Source organism: Stenotrophomonas sp., from assembly GCF_031995405.1.
Classification (GTDB): Bacteria; Pseudomonadota; Gammaproteobacteria; order Xanthomonadales; family Xanthomonadaceae; genus Stenotrophomonas.
This window is the reverse complement of record NZ_DAMAGC010000003.1, coordinates 18729-41059: the sequence shown is the minus strand read 5'-3', so window position 1 is coordinate 41059 and position 22331 is coordinate 18729. Positions and strand designations below refer to the sequence as shown.

Genomic DNA, 22331 nt, shown 5'->3' with positions numbered 1-22331 from the left:
TTGAGAAGTGAAGTCAGCGACTTGCGGGTGTGGTGCTTGTCGCGTCTGGATGCAATTGCTCACTGAGCTAGACAGGGAAAGATCATCGAGGACAATCCTCATCCAAACACCGCCTCGCATCCTGTCCTAAGTTGGCCTTATCGCCACTTACGGACGCTCCGCCCGCTGTTACTGGGTCTGGCTGCTGTGCCGACCGCAAGCGCACAAACGGTCACCTACATCCATACCGATGCCTTGGGCTCGGTAGTAGCCAAGAGTGATGCCAACGGCAACGTGATCGAGCGCATCACTTACGAGCCATATGGCGCTGTCGTAGGTGCGCCGGTTGCTGATGGCCCGGGGTATACGGGGCATGTGAGTGACTCGGCCACTGGCCTGAGCTACATGCAGCAGCGGTACATGGATCCGCAGTTGGGGATATTCCTGTCGGTGGACCCGGTAACGGCTTATGACCAGCCCGTGGGGCAGTTCAATCGGTATCGGTATGCGAACGGAAATCCGTACACCTACGTAGATCCTGATGGAGAAGCCGGTAAAGTTGCATGGCTCGTCAGACTCACCGCAAACCAGGCCCATAAGGTTGCACGACTCACTCAGGAGCAGGCCGTCAATGCGCGCCGGGCCCAGCAGAACGTGATAGCGGACAGAAGACAAGTGGCGAGGCAGATTGAGACATCCGCATACGGGGCTGAGGGGCAGCTCAAACATGTGGGCCATGAACTGGAGGGGGGCGGCAAAGGGCTTCCGCATTACCAGACAGAGAGCGTAAGGGGGCACTCCTTCTGGGGTAAGGTCAGCGTCGGCGCCCTAGCTGTGGCCGGTACGCTTGAGCAAGTTGCTGATGCGGCAGAGTACATCCCTGATCCGGTTCATAGACCCGCTGAGCAGTCTGATATCGCAAGATGGAATGGCACGATGGGGGCGATCAGCGAGAAGACTGGCCTGCCTATGCCTGGTGTCAAGATGGGACAGGATGGAGGATTTCAGGGCTATTTTCGAGTTGACGGAAGGCTTGATTCAAAAAGGCTGGATCAAGAGTTGAGAAAGGGGAGATAGGCTCGTGAGATTCTATGAATTCATGGTTGAAGGGATCTTTATTCAAGCGTCTGGGCTCGGGGCTGATGTCGCCGGATTTCAAGCGACGTTCTTCATCAAGTCATCGAATGTTGCGACTGCGGTTGATCGCATGCGGAGGGTGCTTTCGGATCGTATGAGCGCACATTTCGTAGCAACTGTTGAGACGGGGGTCTTCAGGACATATTTCTGCATACGTGACGTTTGGGAAGTTGCTGAAGAGAGGATGTTTGAATTCGAAGGGCGTGACCTGGGCTTTACTTTTTTCAGGATAGGCAAGGTTGAGTGTATGTATCTTGCGTTCCGGCGCGTGCTGCTTAGGATGTTCCGGCCGCGGAGTGTATTTTTCCCACACCGAACAGCCTAGATGTGGGAACTGCGATGTACTGATTCGAGTCGGATAGAGCCAGCAAGAGTGGGGCGGCGTTCTAAGGATTTGCTTTGTCGGCATTTTCCCGCCACGGTTGAGGGTGCATGGATTTCTTGATCGCGAGTGCCCAGTTGTGCCTCACGGCCGGCTTCTTGATTCTGCTTTTGGGGAGAGGGGTTCTTGATGTCTGCGTTGCGCTAGCAACTCTTTCCATCGGGGCTATGCGAACAATAGTTACAGTTAGAGTATTCTTTTCTGAGTATTACCCCATGATTGCGATGCGTAATTTGCTGCGGGGAGTGCCTCCGCCGCTGGATATAACCGATCAAGAGTATTGATGTATTCCTGTGCGAACCCTGTATTTGCGAAGAAGGAAGGTCGGAGCGTCATGGGCTTGGCTAATGATGGGTCTGCCGTCACAGGGAGACATTTTGCGGGCCTTGGGATAGCGAGCTGGCGGCTGCGGACGATCCTCATCCAAACACCGCCTCGCATCCTGTCCTAAGTTGGCCTTATCGCCACTTACGGACGCTCCGCCCGATGTCATCCGCCCTCACTAAGCGCATCGTTCTTACAGCAGAACCCCGTGATCGCCCCTATGAGCTTAGGGACGCTCAGGTTCGCGGCCTGATCTTGCGAGTGCAGCCATCTGGTCATAAAGCTTGGATCGTGACCTGGGCGCACGGTAAGCGTCGTACGTTGGGTTCGGTCGAGCACCTGACACTTGATCAGGCCCGTGACCAAGCCCGGCAAGCCGTTGCTGAGTACGTTCAGTCGGGATTGCCAGCGCTCGCGAAGACGCAGCGCGGGCGATTTCTTCAATCGCTACAAGTACGCTGCAAATAATCCCTTCAAGTTCACCGATCCAGATGGCCGATGTGCGAAAGTTACGGGGTCGAACATTTGCGGGGGCAGCGGTGTCGCAAATGCCATGCTGGCTACGTCGGCACGAAGTCCATTGGATATCGGTTCGCGGCAGGAGTCTGGAGCTCCGGCTCCGTCCAGGGGCTCTGCCAGTCCAGCTGTGGCAGCGAAGCAATCCGAAAAAAATTGGAAGGTGACGAGCGTCTTTACCGGAGATACCACGCCGACATTTACTTATGCTGCTGCGGCCGGCGTGGGCGGAAAGGCCGAATTGAAGGAGGGTCCTGACAATGATCGCTACTCGATCATAACGCCTGCATTAGGAGCCACCGCTTCTGGAACATGGAACCTCTTCACTGGAAGCTACGATTTCATGCCCTCACAGAGCTCCGCTGCCGTTGATTCCGGGCTAAATGTGGGGGGTGAAGCGGGCCTTGTAGGTGTAATGGGAGCGAGCTTGCGGTACACACCTCCAGGGAGGTTCGAGTTCAGCGTCAACGGTGGATTGGGTCCGGCAGCGCGGGTGGAAATATACGAGATTGGGCTCACTCCAGGAAAAGTACCATGATGCTTAAAATAATTTTCGCAATAGCTTTCATTTCGGTCATCGGCTACTTGGCGGTGTTCTTTCGGTTCGCGGCGCACTTTCCTAAAATTTATCCTGAGTTGTGGAGTCGCCTGGGCTGTCCGGAGACGTTCGGGCTTCGTGGTCAGTCAAAGTATCTGGCCGTCGTGCTTGGACAGGAGAGGAATGCGCCGCTTCATGAACTGCAACGGGTCCGGCGCGAGATAGTGATCATCCGGGTGCTCTTGGGATTCACTCTGGTTGCCTTCATTTTAGCGGCGTTGATGACGGGGTGAGAAAAAGAAGCTTGCTGGGATAGTTTTTCAGTGCAGCGCCCTTTGGGGGTGAAGCGGTGATTACGCAGGCTGAAAAAGTTAAAGCCGACCTGGGGGCGGTGCGTTTCAACTGTTTAGGATGTTGCTTGGTTCGGGCATTGATTCATTTAATGTGAGTGGCATTCATATCTTGCTGAGATTGATCAATGCGAATGCGCGGCTTGGATCCTCGCGGTATGTGGATTTAGGCTTTTCCTGTCAGGCAAGTCTGCTGGACGAAGATGAAATCGAAGCCTCGTCCTTAGGTAGTGACTTCTTCGCGGGCAAGCCGAGGTTCCTTTGTGACCTCCATTCGTGCATCGGCAAGAAAATTTCCGGCATTGAAGTGGGCTCCGATGGCCGTCTGCGCTTGATCATGGATGATTCGACAACAAAGAGCATTCTCGCCGACCCAAGCGAAATCCATCAGGGAGGTCTCGATGACTGATCGTAGATGGTCACTGCCCTCAAATCGAGGGATGGAGAGTCTCGAGTGTGAAGTTGTGGGCAGCACAGATCGCGAAATGGTCTGTCGCTTCACGCTGGTTGGCGAGTACTGGAATCGGGAGCCAGAGGCAAAGCGGGAGGCAACGGAGGATTTTCGCGTTGTGCTTCCGCAAGTCATCGTGGCGCGCGACGCATTGGGAGGGCTTAGGCAGTCCTTGGTGGACTGGCTTGAAGACAATGGATCATTCTCGTGCGCGCTGCAGCCTACTGATGGCGGGGGGCAGGTGCTTGAAGTCAGCTTGGGAGATCATCCGCGCCTTGTTCGGTCCACGCAAAAGGAAGTTTTTACCTTTAGCTATTTCTCTGGCCTGGTGATGACAACTAGTTTCAGCTTCATGGTCGACCAATCCTGTGTTCGTATGGCCATTGACGGACTAACTGACTGCCTCCGCAATGAGGTTAAGCATCTCCGTCCATGAGGCGTTCGACATGGTTGCGCGATGCAAGTGACTGGTTGGAAGAGGCAGATCGTAATGCGCAGGTCGTAGGTTCGATTCCCATTTCCGGCACCAGATACAGCAGAAAGCCCCGGCCTTGGTCGGGGCTTTTTGTTTGTGGGTCGGGCGTTGGTCGTGCCAGCCGCTGGCCGGCAACCCAGTAGTGGCTGGAAGCACAGAATTTCCGGGCCGCGTGACCCACTCGCCCCAGCGGCTTCCCAGGCGCTTAGGTCCTGGCACCCTTCCTGACCTGGAAACCGCAACCGGCCATTCCTGTGCGATCAAATACCCGGCCTTGCTTCAAGGCTCTTTCAGGGCTTGGAAGGATGGGGGGTTTCGGGGGGACTGCAAGCGGTGTGTCGACCCGCTTCAGAGGATTTGAAGATCGAATTCGTAAGTTGGGGGCATTAGGTGCCTGACTGAGCTGCGTGTTGCTGATCCCGCCCTGGCCTGTCGCCAGCCGCAACTGCCCAGACGAAGGCCACGAACATCCACACAGACGCACTGGGCTCGGTTGTCGCTGAGAGCGATGTCAACGGCAACGTTATCAAGCGCTATGACTCCGAGCCTTATGGGGCTGTCGTAGGTGCGCCGGTTGCCGAAGGGCTGGGGTACACCGGGCATGTGAGCGATGCGGCCACCTGGCTGAGCTACATGCAGCGGCGGTATATGGACACGTAGTCGGGGGGTATTTCTGTCGGTTGATCCCATGACGGCGTATGACCAGTCGGTTGGGCAGTTCAATGGGTATCGGTATTCGAACGGCAATCCGTACAACTTCACGGATCCGGACGGGCGGCAGAGTCTGCGGTGCTCGGTCTACGAGACGGACTGGACGAAGCCTGAAACTAGACAGGCGTTCCGCGAAGCAGCCCGCATGGTTGCGGACTTCATCCCTGTAATCGGTGACGTCAAGGGCGCGATTACTGCAGTTCAAGATCCATCTGCTGTCAACATAGCTGCCGCAGCCGCTGGCCTAGTCCTCATCGTGGGTGATGGCGCTGGCGCGATGGTACGAGAAGTAGCGTCGAAAGCAAGGGTTCTTGGAGCCATCGGTGAAGTCAAGAATATGGAGAAGGCGCTAACCTCGCACGGATCGACAATTCCTGATTTCAAGAATCCGCGGCAGGTTGGCGAAATTAAGGACACAAAGCGACTGTCTGATTCATCGCAACTTTGGGCGCAGCGGGAACATCTTCAGGCGGCTGGGCGAGAGCATGTTGTCGTCACAGGGGCCAATACTAAGGTACGCTCTACGGTGGAGCAGCAGTCGACACTTGTTCGCCGAGATGACCTAGGACCTAAAAGATGACACCAAAAGAACAGGTCGAGAGAATACTCGAAGACATGCTGCAGTTCGCCAGAAAGATGCTTGCCGAACATGGAGAGTTTCAGCCCTTCGGAGTTTGCCTGGCTTCCACTGGAGATATGGAGCATACGGGCGTCCAGATGGATGGTGGAGGCGCCGCAGATCGGATGAGGCTGCTTCGGTCGGCGCTTCTGAAACAGAAGGATAGCGCGATCGCGTACGGTTTAGCTTCCAACGTATGGTTGCCGCAAAGTGACGATGTCGGCGTCGATGCGGTCCAAGTGTTCTTGGAGCATCGGGATGGATATTGCGCGGATGTTTTCTGTCCATATGACCTTTCCAGGAGTGATCCGCTGATCGTCGCGAAAATTTTTGCTCAGCGCGGCGATCCAGTCTTTTTCTCCTGCTAGCCTGATAACGACGTGACGTACTGCGCTTGGACGCCAGATGCCTTCTGCGGTTCATTTGGCGAATCACCGTCGTGTAGGTCGTAGGTTCGATTCCTATTTCCGGCACCAGATACAGCAGAAACGCCCCGGCCTTGGTCGGGGTGTTTTGTTTGTGGCGACACGGCCGTTGGAAGTGCCGGCCGCTGGCCGGCAACCTCAGGTCCGTTTGATGCGCCTTGGCTGATGTCGCAACCTCAACCCGGGCCGGCATCCGGTCAGTGGTAGCCCGGAGCGGGGAGGAACTGGTAATTGGGGTGCAAAGTCTCCGGCCCTGCCGACTGATCTCGTGGGTGATCAGAGCAGCCCTTTGGCAGGCCCGAACAAGAGTGACACTCGGCACGCGAGCGGAAATCTGAAGCCAGAGTTCGGCGGTAGCGGCAACTAGGACGATGACCTCAAGGCGCTCGCCGGTGATACAAGACCCACTGTTAGCGGAGACAGTGCTCCTCCTGGAGCACAGATCGGAGAGAATGGTGTCTTTGGTCGCCAGACGAACAGCTCGGGCGGCAAGAGTATCGACATCCCGGCAAATGATAAAAACCACATGAAACCCTACAGTGCGATTGAGGTACTTCCTGACGGTGTCCGTTATCTGCCAATCCAACTGGAGGGCGCGGAGCCAGGTGAGCTAACTGAATTGCTCCGAGGGCGCCAGCTTCTAGCGTGCAGGGTTCCCACTACGCAGACAGCAAGCCTGGCTTGGCAGGTGATCTTGAGCTTTGACTCCAATGTGTCGCTTGAACTGACATGCTCCAGTACCGTTGTTCAAGGGTGGGATGAGTTTGGGACTATCAATGTTGAATTCCTGGCGGGTGCTGCTGCGGAATCGACCTGTGAATGGGCAAATCTGGAGGTGCCCGAAGGACTTTACGTTGAATACGCCGCGATCGTTCGATGGCAAGGTGCTGGGTTGATCGTTGACTCCGGAATCCGTCTGCATCTCTCCGATGGCCGTTTGCTCTCGGTTGTGGTGGTGGACGCGCCGGGTTCACTGCTCTTGACCATGCCGGGAGATGCAGCCCCCCATTCGTGGCAATTTCCAGCGACTGAGTACGTTTCCGTGCCGATTGAAAAGGCCGGCTGACTCTTCAGCTGCGTGCACTCTCTACGTTCCAGTCATCCTTGTATGTCCACTGTCGACCGGCACCGCGTAGGTCGTAGGTTCGATTCCTATTTCCGGCACCAGATACAACAAAAAGCCCCGGCCTTGGTCGGGGCCTTTTGTTTGTGGCGACACGGCAGTCGGTAGTGCCGGCCGCTGGCCGACAACCTCAGCTCCGCTTGATGCGCCTTGGCTGACATCGCTACCTCCAGCCGGGCTGGCATCGCTGGCGCTAAGCGCTAATGCGGTTCCCAAGGTCAGGATGACGTCGCTGATTTCCATCGCACAGAGCGATTCTGGGCCGATCGTTTCTGTGATATCAATACCCAGGCCTGCTTCAAGGCTCTTTCAGGCATTGGAAGGATGCGCAGGTTCGGGGAAAGTGCAGGCGGAGTGGGGGCTCGCCTCAGGGGATTTGAAGATCGACTTCGGAAGCTGGGCGCGGTGGGAGCCTGGCTATGCTTTGTGCTGTTGCTGAGTCTAGCTGCTGTGCCGACCGCAAGCGCACAAACGGTCACCTACATTCACGCCGATGCCTTGGGCTCGGTATTGACCAAGAGTGATGCCGGCGGCAACGTGGTCGCGCGCATCACTACGAGCCCTGTGGCGCTGTCGTAGGTGGGCCAGTTGCTGATGGCCCGGGGTACACCGGGCAGGTCAGCGACTCGGCCACCGGCCTGAGCTACATGCAGCAGCGGTACATGGATCCACAGTTGGGTGTGTTCCTGTCGGCTGATCCCATAACGGTCGATGCCAAGACTGGTGCGAAGTTCAATAGGTACGCCTACGCGCTGAACAAGCCCCGCAAATTCATCGACCCCGATGGTCGTGATGAAACATCGTTCTCGAATGTGGATCAAATGGGAAATCCAGGCTTCGGGAATGAACTCGACGATGATGCTTTTAACTACAAGGGCAAAGCGCTACTGGCTGTAGGAGCCAGCGGCGCAACCTTGCCAGGAATACTTCGAGCCGGTGACAAGGTTGGCGACGGGCCCTGCGGATACCAGGGCGGCGTTCGACGGCGCTGGATACAAAAGGACGCCGATAACGAATGATGCGGGCACGGAAATGGGGACGCTTCACAACGTTCCTCTATGAAGATGGATGTTAGAGTCATGGAGGGAGGTCCAAAGCATCCGCCGAGGGTGTCGGTGACGCGAGAGGGCAATCCCCGGCAACCTGTAGATCCTGAGAATGGGAAGAAACTTGGGAGCATCCCTCAAGGCTGAGCAGCGGACTGGTAGGCATATTTGTTATCGGGAGAGGCGGTAATGACGCAAGTCGATAAGGTTCAAGTCGACCTGGAGACGGCGCGCTCCCGGCTGGTTCGGATGTTGCTTGGCTCGTACATTGATTCATTTAATGTGAGTAGCATTCAGATCTGGCTGAGATTGATCAACGCTAACGCGCAGCCTGGATTGTCGCTGTACGTGGATTTGAGCTTCTCCTGTCGGGCCAGCCTGATGGATGAAGATGAAATCCAAGACTCGTTCCAGTGCCATGACTTCTTCGCGGGCAGATCGAGGTTTCTCAGTGAGATCCATGCGTGCATCGGCAAGGAGGTTTCTGGTGTTGAAGTGGCCTCCGATGGCTGTTTGCGTTTGATGGTGGGGAATTCGATCATGGAGCTGAGTATTTCAGATGATGATGTGGAGCCTGATACGTCGATCTGGCAGGTGGCAATGGAGGGTACGGTTGGCCCCAGCTCGAGTGACGTGGTGTCCTGTGTCTCAACTGGAAGTGAGGTTGTCTTCATTTCCAGATCAAACTTGCGGCTACGTAACGGCTGATCCCGGGTGGTGGGTTGTAGGTTCGATTCCTATTTCCGACACCAGATAGAGCAGAAAGCCCCGGCTTTAGTCGGGGCTTTTTGTTTGGGCAAAACGGCCGTTGGTAGTGCCGGCCGCTGGCCGGCAACCTCAGCTCCGCTTGATGCGCCTTGGCTGATGTCGCCACCTCGACCCGGGCTGGCATCGCTGCCGCTAAATGCCAATGCCGTCGCGAAGGTCAGGATGACGTCGCTGGCCTCGATCGCACAGAGCAATTCCGGGCGGATTGTTCCTGTGATATCAATACCCCGCCTTGCTTCAAGGCTCTTTCAGGGATCGGAAGGATGCGCAGGTTCGGCGGAAGCCCAATGGTGAGCCTGCACCAGATCCGGATGCGGCTGGCCCGCATACCCAACTGGGTCAGCGAGACGGTAGGAATGGAAAGTACTACCAAGCGAGAGAGAGTTCGACGGTCGAGGGAGGCCAGTAAAGACTATTGATTTTACTGACAACGGTAGGCCGGGTAGTCATACGAACCCGCACGAACATCCTTACAAGCGGAGTGCTACCGGTGGCACTCCTTATCGAGGGCCAGCGCGGCCGCTGAATGGAGGTGGATGGTCATGACTGTAAATGCGTGGGGCTTCCCCATCACGGGCGACAGGGTAGTTGAGGCGTTGGGGACGAACTTCAGTACGAATGACATGTGGCTGCTATCGGACTTGGATGTTCCGTCGGGAGCGAAGTCACAGGCGATCCTGAGTCAACTTCGAGATCGGATGGAGGACGGCCCGTTGGAGGTGTCCACAGTGGATCTGTGCAACGCCCTTGCTGACGCCCCGCAAGTCTGGGTGCTGAACGTTCGGCTATCATCCGACTACGAAGTTCAGCTTTACATTGAAGATGGTGAGGTTTTTGAGGAGAGTCTGGACAGGGCGGTCAGAATCAGAAATATCGCTGGATCGAGAGATTCGGAAGTGAGGTGAAATGCAGAGGTCTGTCTTTTTAAAGTCGCATTTTCCAATCAAGTAGAGTGAGTTACGTCACATGAGCGAGCATCGATCAGACACTTTTCGACATCTCAAGGGCAAGTATGTAACGTTGACCGTCAAGGATGAGCAGCTTCAGGTTGGAACTGATGATGGATGGTCGCTTCATATTTATAACGGATACACGCTCTCCTGCGGCGAGCGGGTGGGCGCACTGACACATGCGTCGCTTCGATTGAAGTTGGTCGATTGCCTGGTCGATGACGTCAAAATGACCATGATGTTTTCGGGCGATAAAATTCTCACCGTCGACTTGACGGACGGCGGATACTCCGGTCCAGAAGCCATGCAGCTGAACGGGCCCGACGGTAGCCATTGTCATCTGGAGCTGAGCCTACCTGTTCATATGATGATGAATAGCGGCAGTCTGAAGATGATGAAATGGCAAAGACTAACTCATCCCAGCTGCATGCGGAGTTGGTTGAAATTGCATCAAAAAATCAGTTCAACTGGTCGGTGCGTGGCCTGGGAAATCTCATTGACCGTGACCGTGAGCTGCTACAAGAGTGAGTTTGGTTGTTAGCCATTAGAAGAAATTGGCGCTACTCCCTCTGCTGGCTGACGAATGGATGCCCCGAACATTGAAGCGAAGTGCATGCATTGCCTCTTGGGTCCAATGAGCTGTGACGGCTAGTTGAAGCGAGAAGGCTGTAATAGGTCCAGCTCCGGTTTCGCCAGCATCCAGCCGACGTCGTACTCCATCTGATATTCCCACTGGCGCACGGTATCTGGCGTGGAAATGAGAAGTTGCAATGCCTCATCAGCCTTTTCGGGATCATGTACTCGATATAGGAGTACGCGTTCTCCACGAGCCGTAATTCGGGCGAGAAAAATAGCATTGCAGTCAACCTCAAGCGCGGGAGCAATTTTTTCCTCCAGGCGGGCAAGGGCTTCAACCTCTTCCGTGGTCGGCATGCCATTTACACCTTGCAGCTTGCAAATTACTCCAATCCTCAAATGCCACGGAAAGGCATAATGCCCAGTAAAGGTCAGCAGCGTAGAATTGACAACTACGATAGCAGGATCGCTACCGATGGACGTCTCAATCAGGGAATAGCAGGGAACAGGAACATCATTCATCCGTCTGTCCGTCTGGCACCGGTGCAAATTCTAACACTTCGCTGGTCTAGAGCTCGGGTTTTGTGCTGGCAAAGATTGATGCCAGCGGCAAGATCGTCGACCGATACAGCCAGTAGCCCTGTGGCGCCGCAGTCGACTTGGAGCCCGTCGATGGGCAGGGACTTACGGGCAACATGGGCGATCCGACTGCCGGACTTCGCCGCATGCGGCAGCGGCACATGGACTCTATCGTGGCCGAAAGGATAATTTGGACAACAAACGCAAAGAAGTGTCAGCAGGCAAGTGGGACGATCGAAACATTAGGCCTCCAAGCCAGTGAGGAGTCAGGTCATGAATGAGCGTCCTATTCCGGAAGCGGCTCTAGAAGATGAGAACTCAGTTGAGATGCTTCGAGTATGGATTGCTGCAAAGAAGCTCCATTGCTCGATGAAGGTTGGAATGTATAAAGAAACATCCAAGATCTCAGAGGAGAAAGCATGGGGAGTGATCCTGGCAGATGTTGCGCGTCACCTTTCGAAAGCGCTTGAGTCGGGTTACGGAGTAGATGCACGGATTGCTCTGCGTACAATCAGTGAAAGGTTCAATGATGAACTCAGTGAGCCAACCTCGGGCGTGGATGGAGGCTTCTTGAGAAGGAACTGACCTCGGGCCAGACCCCAATCCCTATAAAAAAGCCTGCTTGCCGAGCGGGCTTTCTGTTATCAGCGCGATGGTCGCGATCAGTGCTGTCGATGGCATAAAAGTACGGCGGCCATGCTCCTATTGGAAGCGGCGAATGTGGGCGAGAGCGATGTCAACGGCGCCGTGATCAAGCGCTATGACCACGAGCCCTACGGGACTGTGGTGAGAAATCATGTGGTAGAGGCGGACCAGGCGGGCGGCGTCATTTTGATGGAAACTTGGAAGGGACTATCCGGGGGTCGGGTTGTCCCGAGAGATTTATCGCGCCACCTTCCGGGGCTCGTGAATTCTCCACATCAGAACTGGACCGCTGAGTAGTCAGTGTTCGTGGTTGTACATTGGAGCCTCGTGGGGTAGCAGTCTGCCGGCTGGCATGGCGCCAACGGTCTGCCGTCAAGGTTTAGGGGACAACATGAAAGGATTTCGCATTGCCGCCCAGGCGGTAGTGGTTGTTGTGTGCACGGTGTTCGGTGTTGGCGCACAAGACCTGGTGCCACCCATGGAGTACAGCAAGTTCCTCAAGTCCGCCGAGATGGTCGGTCCCCTCGGCCGGCTACACCGTGAGCACCACCAGCATGACCATCGATGGCATCTGCCCGCGTTCGGTGCGGGTGGCTGCCTGCAACGCACAAGGCTCGTGCTCGGGATGGTCTGATCCGCGCTGAAGAACGCCCCCTGGCTGGGGCGCGGATGTGAGGGCCAGGATCGCACGGCGGCGGAGGCGCAACGGCATCCCCCACCGTGCGATGCTCGGTGGCGGAACTCCCTGCCTGGCTACGCCGAAACCGGATCCGCCATCCGCACCCGGTTGCGCCCCTCGGTCTTGGCCTGGTACAGCGCTTCATCGGCACGCGCGACCAGCTCTTCCAGGAGCGGTTGATCCCCGCCGGGAAGCGCCTCGCCAATCGCCGCGCCCACGCTGATCGAGACGGCGATACGCGTGCCGCCCACCGTGATCGGCTCGGCGGCAATCGCACTGCGCAGGCGCTCGGCCGCGACAGGCACTTCGTTGATGGCCGGCGCCGACAGCAGCGCGATGAACTCCTCGCCGCCGAACCGGGCGAACAGGTCGCGGTCACGCAGCGCCTCGCGGCATCGCCTTGCGACGACCTTGAGCACTTCGTCACCCACCGGATGGCCATGGGTGTCATTGATCTTCTTGAAGTGATCAACATCGACCATGAGCACGGCCACCGCGTGGCCCTGGGCTTCGCGGGCGGCAATGATCTGCGCCGAGCACTCCTCGAAGTGACGTCGGTTGGGGACGCCGGTCAGGGGGTCGGAGGAAGCGAGGCGGCGCAGTTCGGCGGCCATCAGCAGGTCGGCAGTGACGTCGGTGAACAGCCAGATGCGTCCGTGCTCGCCGTTGCCGCGGACCGGATGGGTGTCCACCTCGAACGTTCTTTCCCCGAGCGTCCAGTTCAGCGTTGCGGCGAAGTTGACGTTGCCCACCTGGGCGGCATAGGCCTGCTCCAGCGCGGCATGGTTGTCGCACCGTTGCCGCAGGGCACGCATGGGGCCGGCGATATCCGCGGCGCGCAGGCGTCCCGGCGGACAGTCAAGCAGTTCCGCCGCACGTTCGTTGACGGCCGCACCCACGCCATCGCCGTCGATCAGCACGATGCCGGCCGGCACGCTCTCGAACAGGTCGAGAAACTGGTTGCGCACGATCGCCTCGCGCGCCGTCCCCCGTCTCGCGGCCAGCAGCCGTGCCACGCTTGCTGCCAGCAGGGGTATCTGCAGCGTCATCAGCGCAGGCACCGGCGCGTTACGCCAGAACAGCAGCAGCCCGCTCAGCGGCGCTGCCTGCGAGGGGGCAGGCACGTAGAGCAATGCGTACGGCGTACCCCCCAGCGCGTGGATGATCGCGGACGGCAGCCGGAACGCGGTGGCCTCCACCGGCTCGCCCTGCCAGACGTGTTCGAAGATGCCGCTGCGGGCCAGGGTGAAGCCGGAGAACGTCATCGAGGGCGAAGAGGCCGCCCACGTGGCACGGCCGTCCGACACGATGTCGACGGCCATGACCATATCCGCGCCGGCCGCGACCTGGGCGAAGTGGCACAGCGCAGCCAATGCTTCGCTGTCGGAGGGGGTCAATGCGCCGCTCCGCAAAGACGCTGCTTGAGGATGTCGATGACCGCATCGGTGGCGGTCATGTGCGGGAGATGGCCGGCGGCATCGATCACGTCGAGCGTCGCGCCGTCGATCGCCCTGGCCAGCCACTGACCGACCTGCACGGGAACGGCTACGTCCACGGCGGTCTGGATCACATGGACAGGCGTGGTCAACTGCGCGGCCGAGCGTCGAAGGTCGGAGGTGAAGATCGTGCGCGACGTGTTGAGGGCGATGTCCGGGCGCATCTGGAACAGGGTGTTGGAGAAATCGGCGATCACCGTGCTGTCGTCCACGCCAACGACCATCGGCGCGAACCCGGCCACCCAGGCCTGGTAGTTGGCACTCATGCTCTGGAACAGGCCTTCCAGGTCCTCCGGCTTGAATCCGCCGATGTAGTCGGCATCGTCGAGGTAACGCGGGGAGGCGCCGATGAGCACAAGCCGTTCGAACAGGTCCGGCCTGGCAATGGCGGCGAGCGTGCCGATCATGCCGCTCATCGAGTGGCCGACATACGTGCAGTGTTCGACGTCGCACTCATCGAGCAGGTCGAGCAGGTCGTCGGCATAGCCGAACAACGCACCGTGCCGGTCGAAATCGTAGGTGTCGGCGCCCTTCGGACCGCAGCCGGCGAGGTCGAAGGAGATCACGTCGAAGCGTGCCTCGAACCACGGTCGCAATGCCGTCCATGCCGTCTGGTCGGTGCCGAAGCCGTGGGAAAGCACCGCAATCGGTTTCCCCTGGCCGCTGCGACGGCCATTGAACCTCTCAAAACTGCCCACGACCTTCTACCCATGGCGCTGCTGAAGTGGCGAATACTAGGGCACGTTGACGGGCGGGTCTATCGCGGGGAGCGCTGGGGTTCATACGCGGTCCAAGCGCATGGTCGGGCCCTGCGCACGCGTGCTGCCTCGCGCCCGACCGTGCCTTTTACCCCTGCCCGAAGCGGACGCCCCGGCAGTATCCGCCGAACAGAAGCTGTCTCAGATAGCCGCCGACAGCACCGGCGAGGAAGCCAGCCAGCACGCGCCCTGCAGGCGTTGAACACCGCCGCGTGAGGTGTGCCAACCAGGGAAACGCTGCCAGCGTCTGGGCCCCGACCAGCAAGGCCAGCACGTCCAGACCAACGGCATCGACCACCGGCAGCAGGGGTAACAGCAGCGGATTACATGCTACGAGCATGATGGTCGCCGTAGTGATGGCAAACAGGGCGCGCCGGCCCGCAGGGGTGCCGGTCCAGCGCAGAAATCGGGCGGTCAGGCTCAAGGCACGTGCTCCAGTCGTTGGCCGCATTGTAATGATGTACCCCTGTCGGCGGGTTTGCATGGACACCGGTTGCGCGCGATCCTGTCACCGGTTACCGCGTAGAGTGCCCTGAAGGCCGCGCCGCGCGCTTCTCCCGCAAAGGATGCTTCATGAAGATCGCCGTATTCAGCGCCCGGCCCTACGACCGCCGCTTCCTGGACGAGGCAAATCAGCACGCCGATGCCGCGCATTCGTTCGAATTCCTCTATTTCGACGCTTCGCTGGACATCCACACCGCCGCACTGGCACAGGACTGCGAGGCGGTCTGTGTCTTCGTCAACGACCGCCTGGATGCGCCGGTGCTGCACGCCCTGCATGCGCTGGGCGTGCGCGCGATCCTGCTGCGCTGCGCCGGCTTCAACAATGTGGACCTTGCCACGGCGGCCGACCTGGGCTTCTTCGTGGCGCGCGTTCCGGCCTATTCGCCCGAGGCGGTGGCCGAGCACGCGCTGGCCCTGGTGATGACCCTCAACCGGCAGACCCACCGCGCCTATAACCGGGTGCGCGAGGGCAACTTCATGCTCGATGGTCTGCTAGGACGCACCCTGTATGGCAAAACCGTGGGCATCGTCGGCACCGGCAAGATCGGTCTGGCCACGGCGCGCATCTTCAAGGGCATGGGCTGCACGGTGCTGGGCCACGATCCTTATCCGTCGCCTGCGTTCGAATCCATCGGCGAGTCCGTGCCGCTGGATGAACTGCTTGCGCGCGCAGACATCGTCTCGCTGCATTGCCCGCTTACTCCGGATACCCATCACCTCATCAACGATGTATCGCTGGCGGGGATGAAGGCCGGTGCGATGCTGGTGAACACCTCGCGTGGCGGCCTGGTGGATACCCAGGCGGTGATCCGTGCGCTGAAGTCGCGGCACCTTGGGCATCTGGCCATCGATGTGTACGAACAGGAGAGCGTGCTGTTCTTCCAGGACCGGTCGGGCGAGATCATCGACGATGACACGTTCCAGCGTTTGATGACGTTCCCGAACGTGCTGGTCACCGGGCACCAGGGGTTCTTCACGGTGGAGGCGTTGCAGGAGATTTCCGGGATCACGCTGCGCAATCTCGGGGATTTCGCTACGGGAAACACCTGTCCCAACCTCGTTACCGCCGCCTGACCCCGTTCGCCGCCGTTTCCCCGTCAACGCACCCCGCAGGGATTGACCATGTGGCCCCAGAACTACGATCCACTCGGTAACGCGAACCTCTCGGCGCTGCTGGCCGCGCTGCCGGTGCTGGTGTTCCTGCTGGCGTTGACCGTGCTGCGGCTGAAGGGACTCACCGCCGCGTTGCTGGCGGTGCTGGTGTCCGCGCTGGTGTCGGCCTGGGTATTCGGCATGCCACTGGGCAGCATCGCCGGTGCGGCGCTGCTGGGCATCGCCAACGGCCTGTTCCCGATCAGCTTCATCGTGCTGATGGCGGTGTGGCTGTACAAGCTGGCCATCCGCAGCGGCAAGTTCGAGGTGATCCGCGGCAGCATCGCCACCATTTCCGACGACCAGCGCATCCAGGTGCTGCTGATCGCGTTCTGTTTTGGTGGCTTCCTGGAAGGCGCGGCAGGGTTCGGCGTGCCCATCGCGATCTGCGCCGCGCTGCTGGTCGAGCTTGGCTTCCGCCCGCTGAAGGCGGCCATGCTCTGCCTGGTGGCCAATGGCGCGGCGGGGGCCTACGGTGCCATCGGCATTCCGGTGCTGGTGGGCGCGCAGCAGGGTGGGGTAGCGCTGGGCGACATGTCGCTCATGCTGATCCCGCTGGTACAGGTCTGCGCGCTGTTGCTGCCGGCGCTGCTGGTGATGATGCTGGACGGCTGGCGCGGCGTGCGCGAGACCTGGCCGGTGCTGCTCGTGGTCGGCGTGGTCTTCAGTGGCACGCAGACGCTGGTGCTGCATCTGTTGGGGCCCGAACTGGTGGACATCATCGGGCCGCTCGCGGCGATGGGCAGCCTGGCCGCGTTCATGCAGGTCTGGCGCCCGAAACGGATCTACCGCGAAGCACAGGCCCCGCCGGTCTCCAGCCAGCGCTGGTCGCTGAGGGACGTGCTGCTGGCGTGGTCGCCGTTCTACATCCTCACCGCCACGATCCTGGTCTGGAGCCTGCCCGCGTTCAAGGCGATGTTTGCCGATGATGGCGTGCTCGGCACGACGGTGCTGCACCTGCCCATCGGCCTGCTCGACCAGCGCGTGCAGGAGTTGCCGCCGCTGGTGGCCAGTGCACGCGCGCTGCCGGCGGTGTGGACCGTGGGGTGGCTCAATGCCTCCGGCACGGCGATCCTGATCGCAGCGCTGCTTACCGTCGTGCTGTCACCCAGGCTGAGCCTGCGTGCGGCCGGCGAGGAACTGGCGCAGTCCGGCCGGGAGATGTGGAAGCCGCTGGCGACGGTAGCGCTCGTCATGGCCGTGGCTTATATCACCAACTATTCCGGCGCCTCGTCCACGATTGGTCTGGCACTGGCCCAGGCCGGCGGCCTGTTCCCGGTGGTGGCGCCGGTGATCGGCTGGCTGGGGGTATTCATCACCGGCTCGGTGGTCAACAGCAATACCTTGTTCGCGCATCTGCAGGCGGTGACGGCCACGCAGATCGGGGTCTCCCCGGCGCTGCTGGTGGCGGCCAATACCGCCGGCGGGGTGATGGCCAAGCTGGTGTCGCCGCAATCGATCGCCATTGCCGCCGCTGCGGTGAAGCTGGTCGGCCAGGAGTCGGCGATCATGCGCACCACGCTGGCGATCAGCCTGGCCCTGCTGGGCTATGTGTGCCTGTGCACGGCGCTGTTGTCGGTGCTGCTGCACTGAGCGGACGCGCAGCGGGCCGCCGGGCGGGCGGCCACGACTGCACCCGCCCGCGTCCCTCCTTGAACCATTCATGTCTATACAAGACTGGCCAACTGTGCCGATTCCGGCCTCCGGCGCGCAGTGCGACAACGTGTCGCAGCCTTTTTCGGCCCTTTACTGCGTCGAATCATTGTCAACGCCTTTCTTAAATGATGCATGACGGCCTAAAATTGGAAGGCTGACATGATCGTCCCTCGTGCCTGTCCCCCTGGACCGGCACATCCGGCCTTTGGCCGGGCGGGCCGCGCTTGACCTGGCATTCCCTACGCAATTGGATCGACCGATGATTCCGTTGAACCCCCTTGGACGCTTCTTGCGTCCGGGCCTGCTGTTTGCACTGTCCGTGTTCCTCACGGGCTGCAACTCGGCCATCCTCAACCCCAAGGGCCAGATCGGCCACGATGAGAAGACGCTGCTGATCACGGCTACCGTGCTCATGCTGCTGGTCGTCGTGCCGGTCATCATCATGACCCTGACCTTCGCGTGGAAGTACCGTGCGACCAACACCAAGGCCCGTTACGAGCCGAAGTGGTCGCACTCCACCGCGATCGAAGTGGTGGTGTGGTCGATTCCGTGCATGATCGTGCTGGTGCTGGCCGTGCTGACCTGGCGTTCCTCGCACGCGCTGGATCCGTACCGTCCGCTGGACTCGGACAAGAAGCCGGTGGTGATCGAAGCCATTTCGCTGGACTGGAAGTGGTTGTTCATCTATCCGGAAGAAAAGATCGCCACGGTCAACGAGATCACCTTCCCGGTCGATACCCCGCTGAACTTCAAGATCACGTCCGATTCGGTGATGAATGCATTCTTCATCCCGCACCTGGGCAGCATGATCTACTCGATGACGGCCATGGAGACCAAACTCCACCTGATCGCCAACGAGACCGGTGAGTTCCCGGGCATGTCCTCGCACTACAGCGGCGCGGGCTTCAGCAAGATGCACTTCACCGCCCATTCGGTCAGTGAGGAGCAGTACCAGCAGTGGCTGGCCAAGGTCCGTGGCGACGCGGCAACCCTGGACAAGACCGCCTTCAACGCGCTGGTGGCCGAAAAGAACCACGACTGGCATCCGGTGACCTACTACGGCACCACCGAAGCCGGCCTGTTCGACTGGGTCATCGCCCGCCACATGGGTGACAACCAGCACTACGGCATGAAGCACGACCACAAGGCGATGGGCCATGACGCTGCCGCGGGCGAAAGCCACGCCGGCCACGACATGCCGATGACCGCCGAAGGCCACGATGCTGCCGGCCACGCGGCCGACGTGCATGCCGACGACACGCACGCGCATGCCGCGGGCGCCGCCGATGAGCACGCCGACCACACTGCAGACGAGCACGCCGCCGCCGGTCACGCCGGTCACGCTGGCTCGGGAGAATGAGCATGAATCCGCTGGGTAAATTGACATTTGCCGACATCCCGCATGACCCGATCATCATCACCACGCTGATCGGCGCGGGCATCGGTGGCCTGCTGGTGCTGGCCCTGATCACCAAGTTCAAGCTGTGGGGCTATCTCTGGAAAGAGTGGTTCACCTCGGTCGACCACAAGAAGATCGGCGCGATGTACCTCATCGTCGCCTTCGTCATGCTGCTGCGCGGCTTTGCCGACGCGATCATGATGCGTGCCCAGCAGGCGCTCGCCGCCGGCGGGGCAGAGGGCTTCCTGCCTCCGCACCACTACGACCAGGTCTTCACCGCCCACGGCGTGATCATGATCTTCTTCGTGGCGATGCCGCTGATCACCGGCCTGATGAACGTGGTGGTGCCGTTGCAGATCGGCGCGCGCGACGTGGCCTTCCCGTTCGTCAACTCGCTCAGCTTCTGGCTGTTCGTGGCGGGCGCGGGCCTGGTGATGATCTCGCTGGGCGTGGGTGAGTTCGCGCAGACCGGCTGGCTGGCCTTCCCGCCGTTGTCCGGCAAGGAATACAGTCCAGGCGTCGGTGTGGATTACTACATCTGGGGCCTGCAGGTCGCTGGCCTGGGTACCACGCTGAGCGGTATCAACTTCTTCATTACCATCCTGAAGATGCGCACCCCCGGCATGAAGCTGATGCACATGCCGATCTTCACCTGGACCGCGCTGGTCACCAACGTGCTGATCATCGCCGCCTTCCCGGTGCTGACCATCACCCTGGTGCTGCTGACCCTGGACCGTTACCTGGGCACGCACTTCTTCACCAATGACGGTGGCGGCAACGCCATGCTGTACATCAACCTGATCTGGATCTGGGGTCACCCGGAAGTCTATATCCTGGTGCTGCCGGCCTTCGGCGTGTTCTCCGAGGTCATCGCCACGTTCTCGCGCAAGGCGCTGTTCGGCTACAAGGGCATGGTTTACGCCACGGCCTGCATCGGCGTGCTGTCGTTCATCGTGTGGCTGCACCACTTCTTCACCATGGGCTCGGGTGCCAACGTCAATGCCTTCTTCGGCATAACGACGATGATCATCTCGATCCCGACCGGCGTGAAGATCTTCAACTGGTTGTTCACGATGTTCCGCGGTCGCGTGCAGTTCACCACCCCGGTGCTGTGGACGATCGGCTTCATGGTCACCTTCACCATCGGCGGCATGACCGGCGTGATGCTGGCGATCCCGGCCATCGACTTCGTGCTGCACAACAGCCTGTTCCTGATCGCCCACTTCCATAACGTCATCATCGGCGGCGTGGTGTTCGGCATGTTCGCCGGCATCAGCTACTGGTGGCCGAAGATGTTCGGCTTCCGCCTCAACGAAACCTGGGGCAAGCGCGCGTTCTGGTGCTGGTTCATCGGCTTCTACGTGGCGTTCATGCCGCTGTACATCCTGGGCTTCATGGGCATGACCCGCCGCATGCAGAGCTACCCGAACCTGGAATACCAGCCGCTGCTGGTGATCGCCATGTTCGGTGCGTTCATCATCGGCGCCGGCATCCTGTGTCAGGTGATCCAGATCGCCGTGTCCATCCGCGACCGCAAGAAGACCGCCGACCTGACCGGCGACCCGTGGGATGCGCGCACGCTGGAGTGGGAAACCTCTTCGCCGCCGTCGTTCTACAACTTCGGCGCACTGCCCAAGGTCACCGAACTGGACGACTTCTGGGAGCGCAAGCAGCGTGGTGAGGCGTGGGAACGTCCGGCCAAGTACAGCGACATCCACATGCCGCGCAACACCGGCACGGGCGTGGTGATCGGTGCCTTCAGCCTGGTGTTCGGCTTTGCGATGATCTGGCACATCTGGTGGCTGGCCATCGTCGGCCTGGTCGGCATGATCGGTACCTTCATCTGGCGCACCTTCGACAAGGACACGGATTACTACGTGCCGGCCGCCGAAGTGGAGCGCATCGAAAATGAGCACCGTCGCCACCTGGTGGCGCAGGGCCTGGTGAAATCGGAGCTGAAGGCATGAGCAGCACTATCCCCACCAACAGCATGAACCATGGGCACGCCGCGCACGCGGCGGCCCACGGCCATGACGAGCACGAGCACCACGACACCGGCGGCAACACCGTCTTCGGTTTCTGGGTGTACCTGATGAGCGACTGCCTCATCTTCGCCAGTCTGTTTGCCACCTACATCGTGTTGTCCGGCGGCACCAACGGCGGCCCCGGCCCGAAAGACCTGTTCGACCTGTCCTTCGTCGCCTGGGAAACCACGCTGCTGCTGGTCTCCTCGCTGACCTTCGGGCTGGGCATGATCGCCCTGCACAAGCACAAGGTCGGTCAGATGTACCTGTGGCTGGGGCTGACCTGGCTGCTGGGCTTCGGCTTCATGATCATGGAAGTGTGGGAGTTCAACCACCTCATCCATGAGGGCTACGGTCCGGACCACAGTGCGTTCCTGTCGGCGTTCTTCGCGCTGGTCGGTACCCACGGTCTGCACGTGAGCGCCGGCCTGCTGTGGCTGCTGATCATGTTCATCCAGATCAAGCAGAACGGCCTGACCCCGACCAACAAGACCCGCATGGCGTGCCTGAGCCTGTTCTGGCACTTCCTGGATCTGATCTGGATCGGCGTGTTCTCCGTCGTCTACCTGAAGGGAGCGCTGTAATGTCCGCACATGACAATCACGCACACGACCACGGTGCTGGCGGCGAGAGCCACGGCAGCGTCAAGTCCTACCTGACCGGCTTCGTGCTGGCGGCGGTGCTGACCATCATTCCGTTCTGGCTGGTGATGCACGGCAATCTGCCGACGTTCACCACCGGCGTCATCATCGTGATCGCCGCGGTGCTGCAGATCCTGGTGCACCTGGTGTTCTTCCTGCACCTGGACCGCTCTTCGGCGCAGCGCTGGAACGTCAGCGCGGCGGCCTTCACCGTCGTGGTGATCGGCATCATCGTGGCCGGTTCGCTCTGGGTCATGCACAACATGAACGTGCACATGATGCAGTAACGTCCTGGCGACATTGCCGGATGCAGAAAGGCCGCCTTCGGGCGGCCTTTTTGTTTGTTTCGCCGGAGTTGTGGCGAGGCAGGGCAGCAGGATCAAGTGCGGCGTCGGTGCGCGTCGGCTGGCTTGGCGGGTACGGGTGGG

At 59.9% G+C, this 22331-nt stretch carries 22 protein-coding genes and 1 pseudogene; 19 read left to right on the top strand and 4 right to left on the bottom strand.

All coding sequences use genetic code 11. The features are described 5' to 3' along the window. Nucleotides 1–186 precede the first annotated feature (186 nt). From RTO53_RS01085 to RTO53_RS01035, 11 genes and pseudogenes are all read left to right on the top strand, one after another. Nucleotides 187–1056, top strand: a complete 870-nt coding sequence (locus RTO53_RS01085) for an RHS repeat-associated core domain-containing protein (protein ID WP_312236047.1) — start codon at nt 187–189, stop codon at nt 1054–1056. Nucleotides 1057–2872: 1816 nt separating this feature from the next. Then, nucleotides 2873–3169 (top strand): hypothetical protein, encoded by a 297-nt coding sequence (locus tag RTO53_RS01080; RefSeq protein WP_312236046.1) that lies wholly within the window; start codon nt 2873–2875, stop codon nt 3167–3169. Between the two features lie 118 nt (nt 3170–3287). Next, a complete protein-coding gene (locus RTO53_RS01075) occupies nt 3288–3635 on the top strand; it encodes a hypothetical protein (protein WP_312236045.1) in 348 nt (115 codons plus the stop codon). Continuing rightward, on the top strand, nt 3628–4113 hold the full coding sequence (locus RTO53_RS01070; protein WP_312236044.1) for a hypothetical protein: 486 nt from the start codon (nt 3628–3630) through the stop codon (nt 4111–4113). The genes RTO53_RS01075 and RTO53_RS01070 overlap by 8 nt, the downstream gene beginning before the upstream one ends. Before the next feature lie 727 nt (nt 4114–4840). After that, nucleotides 4841–5443 (top strand): putative toxin, encoded by a 603-nt coding sequence (locus tag RTO53_RS01065; RefSeq protein WP_312236043.1) that lies wholly within the window; start codon nt 4841–4843, stop codon nt 5441–5443. Beyond that, nucleotides 5440–5850 (top strand): hypothetical protein, encoded by a 411-nt coding sequence (locus RTO53_RS01060; RefSeq protein WP_312236042.1) that lies wholly within the window; start codon nt 5440–5442, stop codon nt 5848–5850. The genes RTO53_RS01065 and RTO53_RS01060 overlap by 4 nt, the downstream gene beginning before the upstream one ends. 583 nt (nt 5851–6433) lie before the next feature. Beyond that, nucleotides 6434–6973 (top strand): hypothetical protein, encoded by a 540-nt coding sequence (locus tag RTO53_RS01055; RefSeq protein ID WP_312236041.1) that lies wholly within the window; start codon nt 6434–6436, stop codon nt 6971–6973. A gap of 671 nt (nt 6974–7644) precedes the next feature. Further along, nucleotides 7645–8049 (top strand): annotated as a pseudogene (locus RTO53_RS01050) (RHS repeat-associated core domain-containing protein); the annotation flags it as partial. A gap of 216 nt (nt 8050–8265) precedes the next feature. Further along, nucleotides 8266–8784: a hypothetical protein gene (locus RTO53_RS01045; RefSeq protein WP_312236040.1), complete on the top strand. Its 519-nt coding sequence runs from the start codon at nt 8266–8268 to the stop codon at nt 8782–8784. Nucleotides 8785–9380: 596 nt separating this feature from the next. Further along, entirely contained in the window at nt 9381–9749 is a 369-nt protein-coding gene (locus RTO53_RS01040; RefSeq protein WP_312236039.1) for a hypothetical protein, read from the top strand. Nucleotides 9750–9810: 61 nt separating this feature from the next. Beyond that, nucleotides 9811–10335, top strand: a complete 525-nt coding sequence (locus RTO53_RS01035) for a hypothetical protein (RefSeq protein ID WP_312236038.1) — start codon at nt 9811–9813, stop codon at nt 10333–10335. A 107-nt stretch (nt 10336–10442) separates the two neighbouring features. On the opposite strand, the gene RTO53_RS01030 is transcribed toward RTO53_RS01035, so the two are convergent. Then, on the bottom strand, nt 10443–10892 hold the full coding sequence (locus tag RTO53_RS01030; protein ID WP_312236037.1) for a DUF695 domain-containing protein: 450 nt from the start codon (nt 10890–10892) through the stop codon (nt 10443–10445). 330 nt (nt 10893–11222) lie between these two features. Here RTO53_RS01030 and RTO53_RS01025 point away from each other — a divergent pair, with 330 nt between their 5' ends. Next, on the top strand, nt 11223–11534 hold the full coding sequence (locus RTO53_RS01025) for a DUF5076 domain-containing protein (RefSeq protein ID WP_312236036.1): 312 nt from the start codon (nt 11223–11225) through the stop codon (nt 11532–11534). Nucleotides 11535–11985: 451 nt separating this feature from the next. Beyond that, entirely contained in the window at nt 11986–12228 is a 243-nt protein-coding gene (locus RTO53_RS01020) for a hypothetical protein (protein WP_312236035.1), read from the top strand. Between the two features lie 119 nt (nt 12229–12347). On the opposite strand, the gene RTO53_RS01015 is transcribed toward RTO53_RS01020, so the two are convergent. From RTO53_RS01015 to RTO53_RS01005, 3 genes are all read right to left on the bottom strand, one after another. After that, nucleotides 12348–13595, bottom strand: a complete 1248-nt coding sequence (locus tag RTO53_RS01015; protein ID WP_312236034.1) for a diguanylate cyclase — start codon at nt 13593–13595, stop codon at nt 12348–12350. 71 nt (nt 13596–13666) lie between these two features. Next, entirely contained in the window at nt 13667–14410 is a 744-nt protein-coding gene (locus RTO53_RS01010; protein ID WP_312236033.1) for an alpha/beta hydrolase, read from the bottom strand. Nucleotides 14411–14615: 205 nt separating this feature from the next. Then, nucleotides 14616–14951: a hypothetical protein gene (locus tag RTO53_RS01005; protein ID WP_312236032.1), complete on the bottom strand. Its 336-nt coding sequence runs from the start codon at nt 14949–14951 to the stop codon at nt 14616–14618. A gap of 149 nt (nt 14952–15100) precedes the next feature. Between RTO53_RS01005 and RTO53_RS01000 the strand changes: the two genes are divergently transcribed. From RTO53_RS01000 to cyoD, 6 genes are all read left to right on the top strand, one after another. Beyond that, nucleotides 15101–16105 carry a 2-hydroxyacid dehydrogenase gene (locus RTO53_RS01000; protein ID WP_312236031.1) on the top strand — a complete coding sequence of 335 codons (1005 nt, stop codon included), beginning with the start codon at nt 15101–15103 and terminating at the stop codon, nt 16103–16105. 48 nt (nt 16106–16153) lie between these two features. Then, a complete protein-coding gene (locus tag RTO53_RS00995) occupies nt 16154–17776 on the top strand; it encodes a lactate permease LctP family transporter (protein ID WP_312236030.1) in 1623 nt (540 codons plus the stop codon). A gap of 322 nt (nt 17777–18098) precedes the next feature. Continuing rightward, complete coding sequence (gene cyoA / locus RTO53_RS00990) at nt 18099–19199, top strand: ubiquinol oxidase subunit II (protein WP_312236029.1); 1101 nt, start codon at nt 18099–18101, stop codon at nt 19197–19199. 2 nt (nt 19200–19201) lie between these two features. Then, the gene (gene cyoB, locus RTO53_RS00985) at nt 19202–21205 is read left to right on the top strand and encodes a cytochrome o ubiquinol oxidase subunit I (RefSeq protein WP_256776419.1); all 2004 of its coding nucleotides are present in this window, start codon (nt 19202–19204) and stop codon (nt 21203–21205) included. Beyond that, nucleotides 21202–21846 (top strand): cytochrome o ubiquinol oxidase subunit III, encoded by a 645-nt coding sequence (cyoC, locus tag RTO53_RS00980; RefSeq protein ID WP_256776420.1) that lies wholly within the window; start codon nt 21202–21204, stop codon nt 21844–21846. Before cyoB ends, cyoC begins: the two co-directional genes overlap by 4 nt. Continuing rightward, complete coding sequence (gene cyoD / locus RTO53_RS00975; protein ID WP_256776421.1) at nt 21846–22190, top strand: cytochrome o ubiquinol oxidase subunit IV; 345 nt, start codon at nt 21846–21848, stop codon at nt 22188–22190. Before cyoC ends, cyoD begins: the two co-directional genes overlap by 1 nt. Nucleotides 22191–22331: the final 141 nt, after the last annotated feature.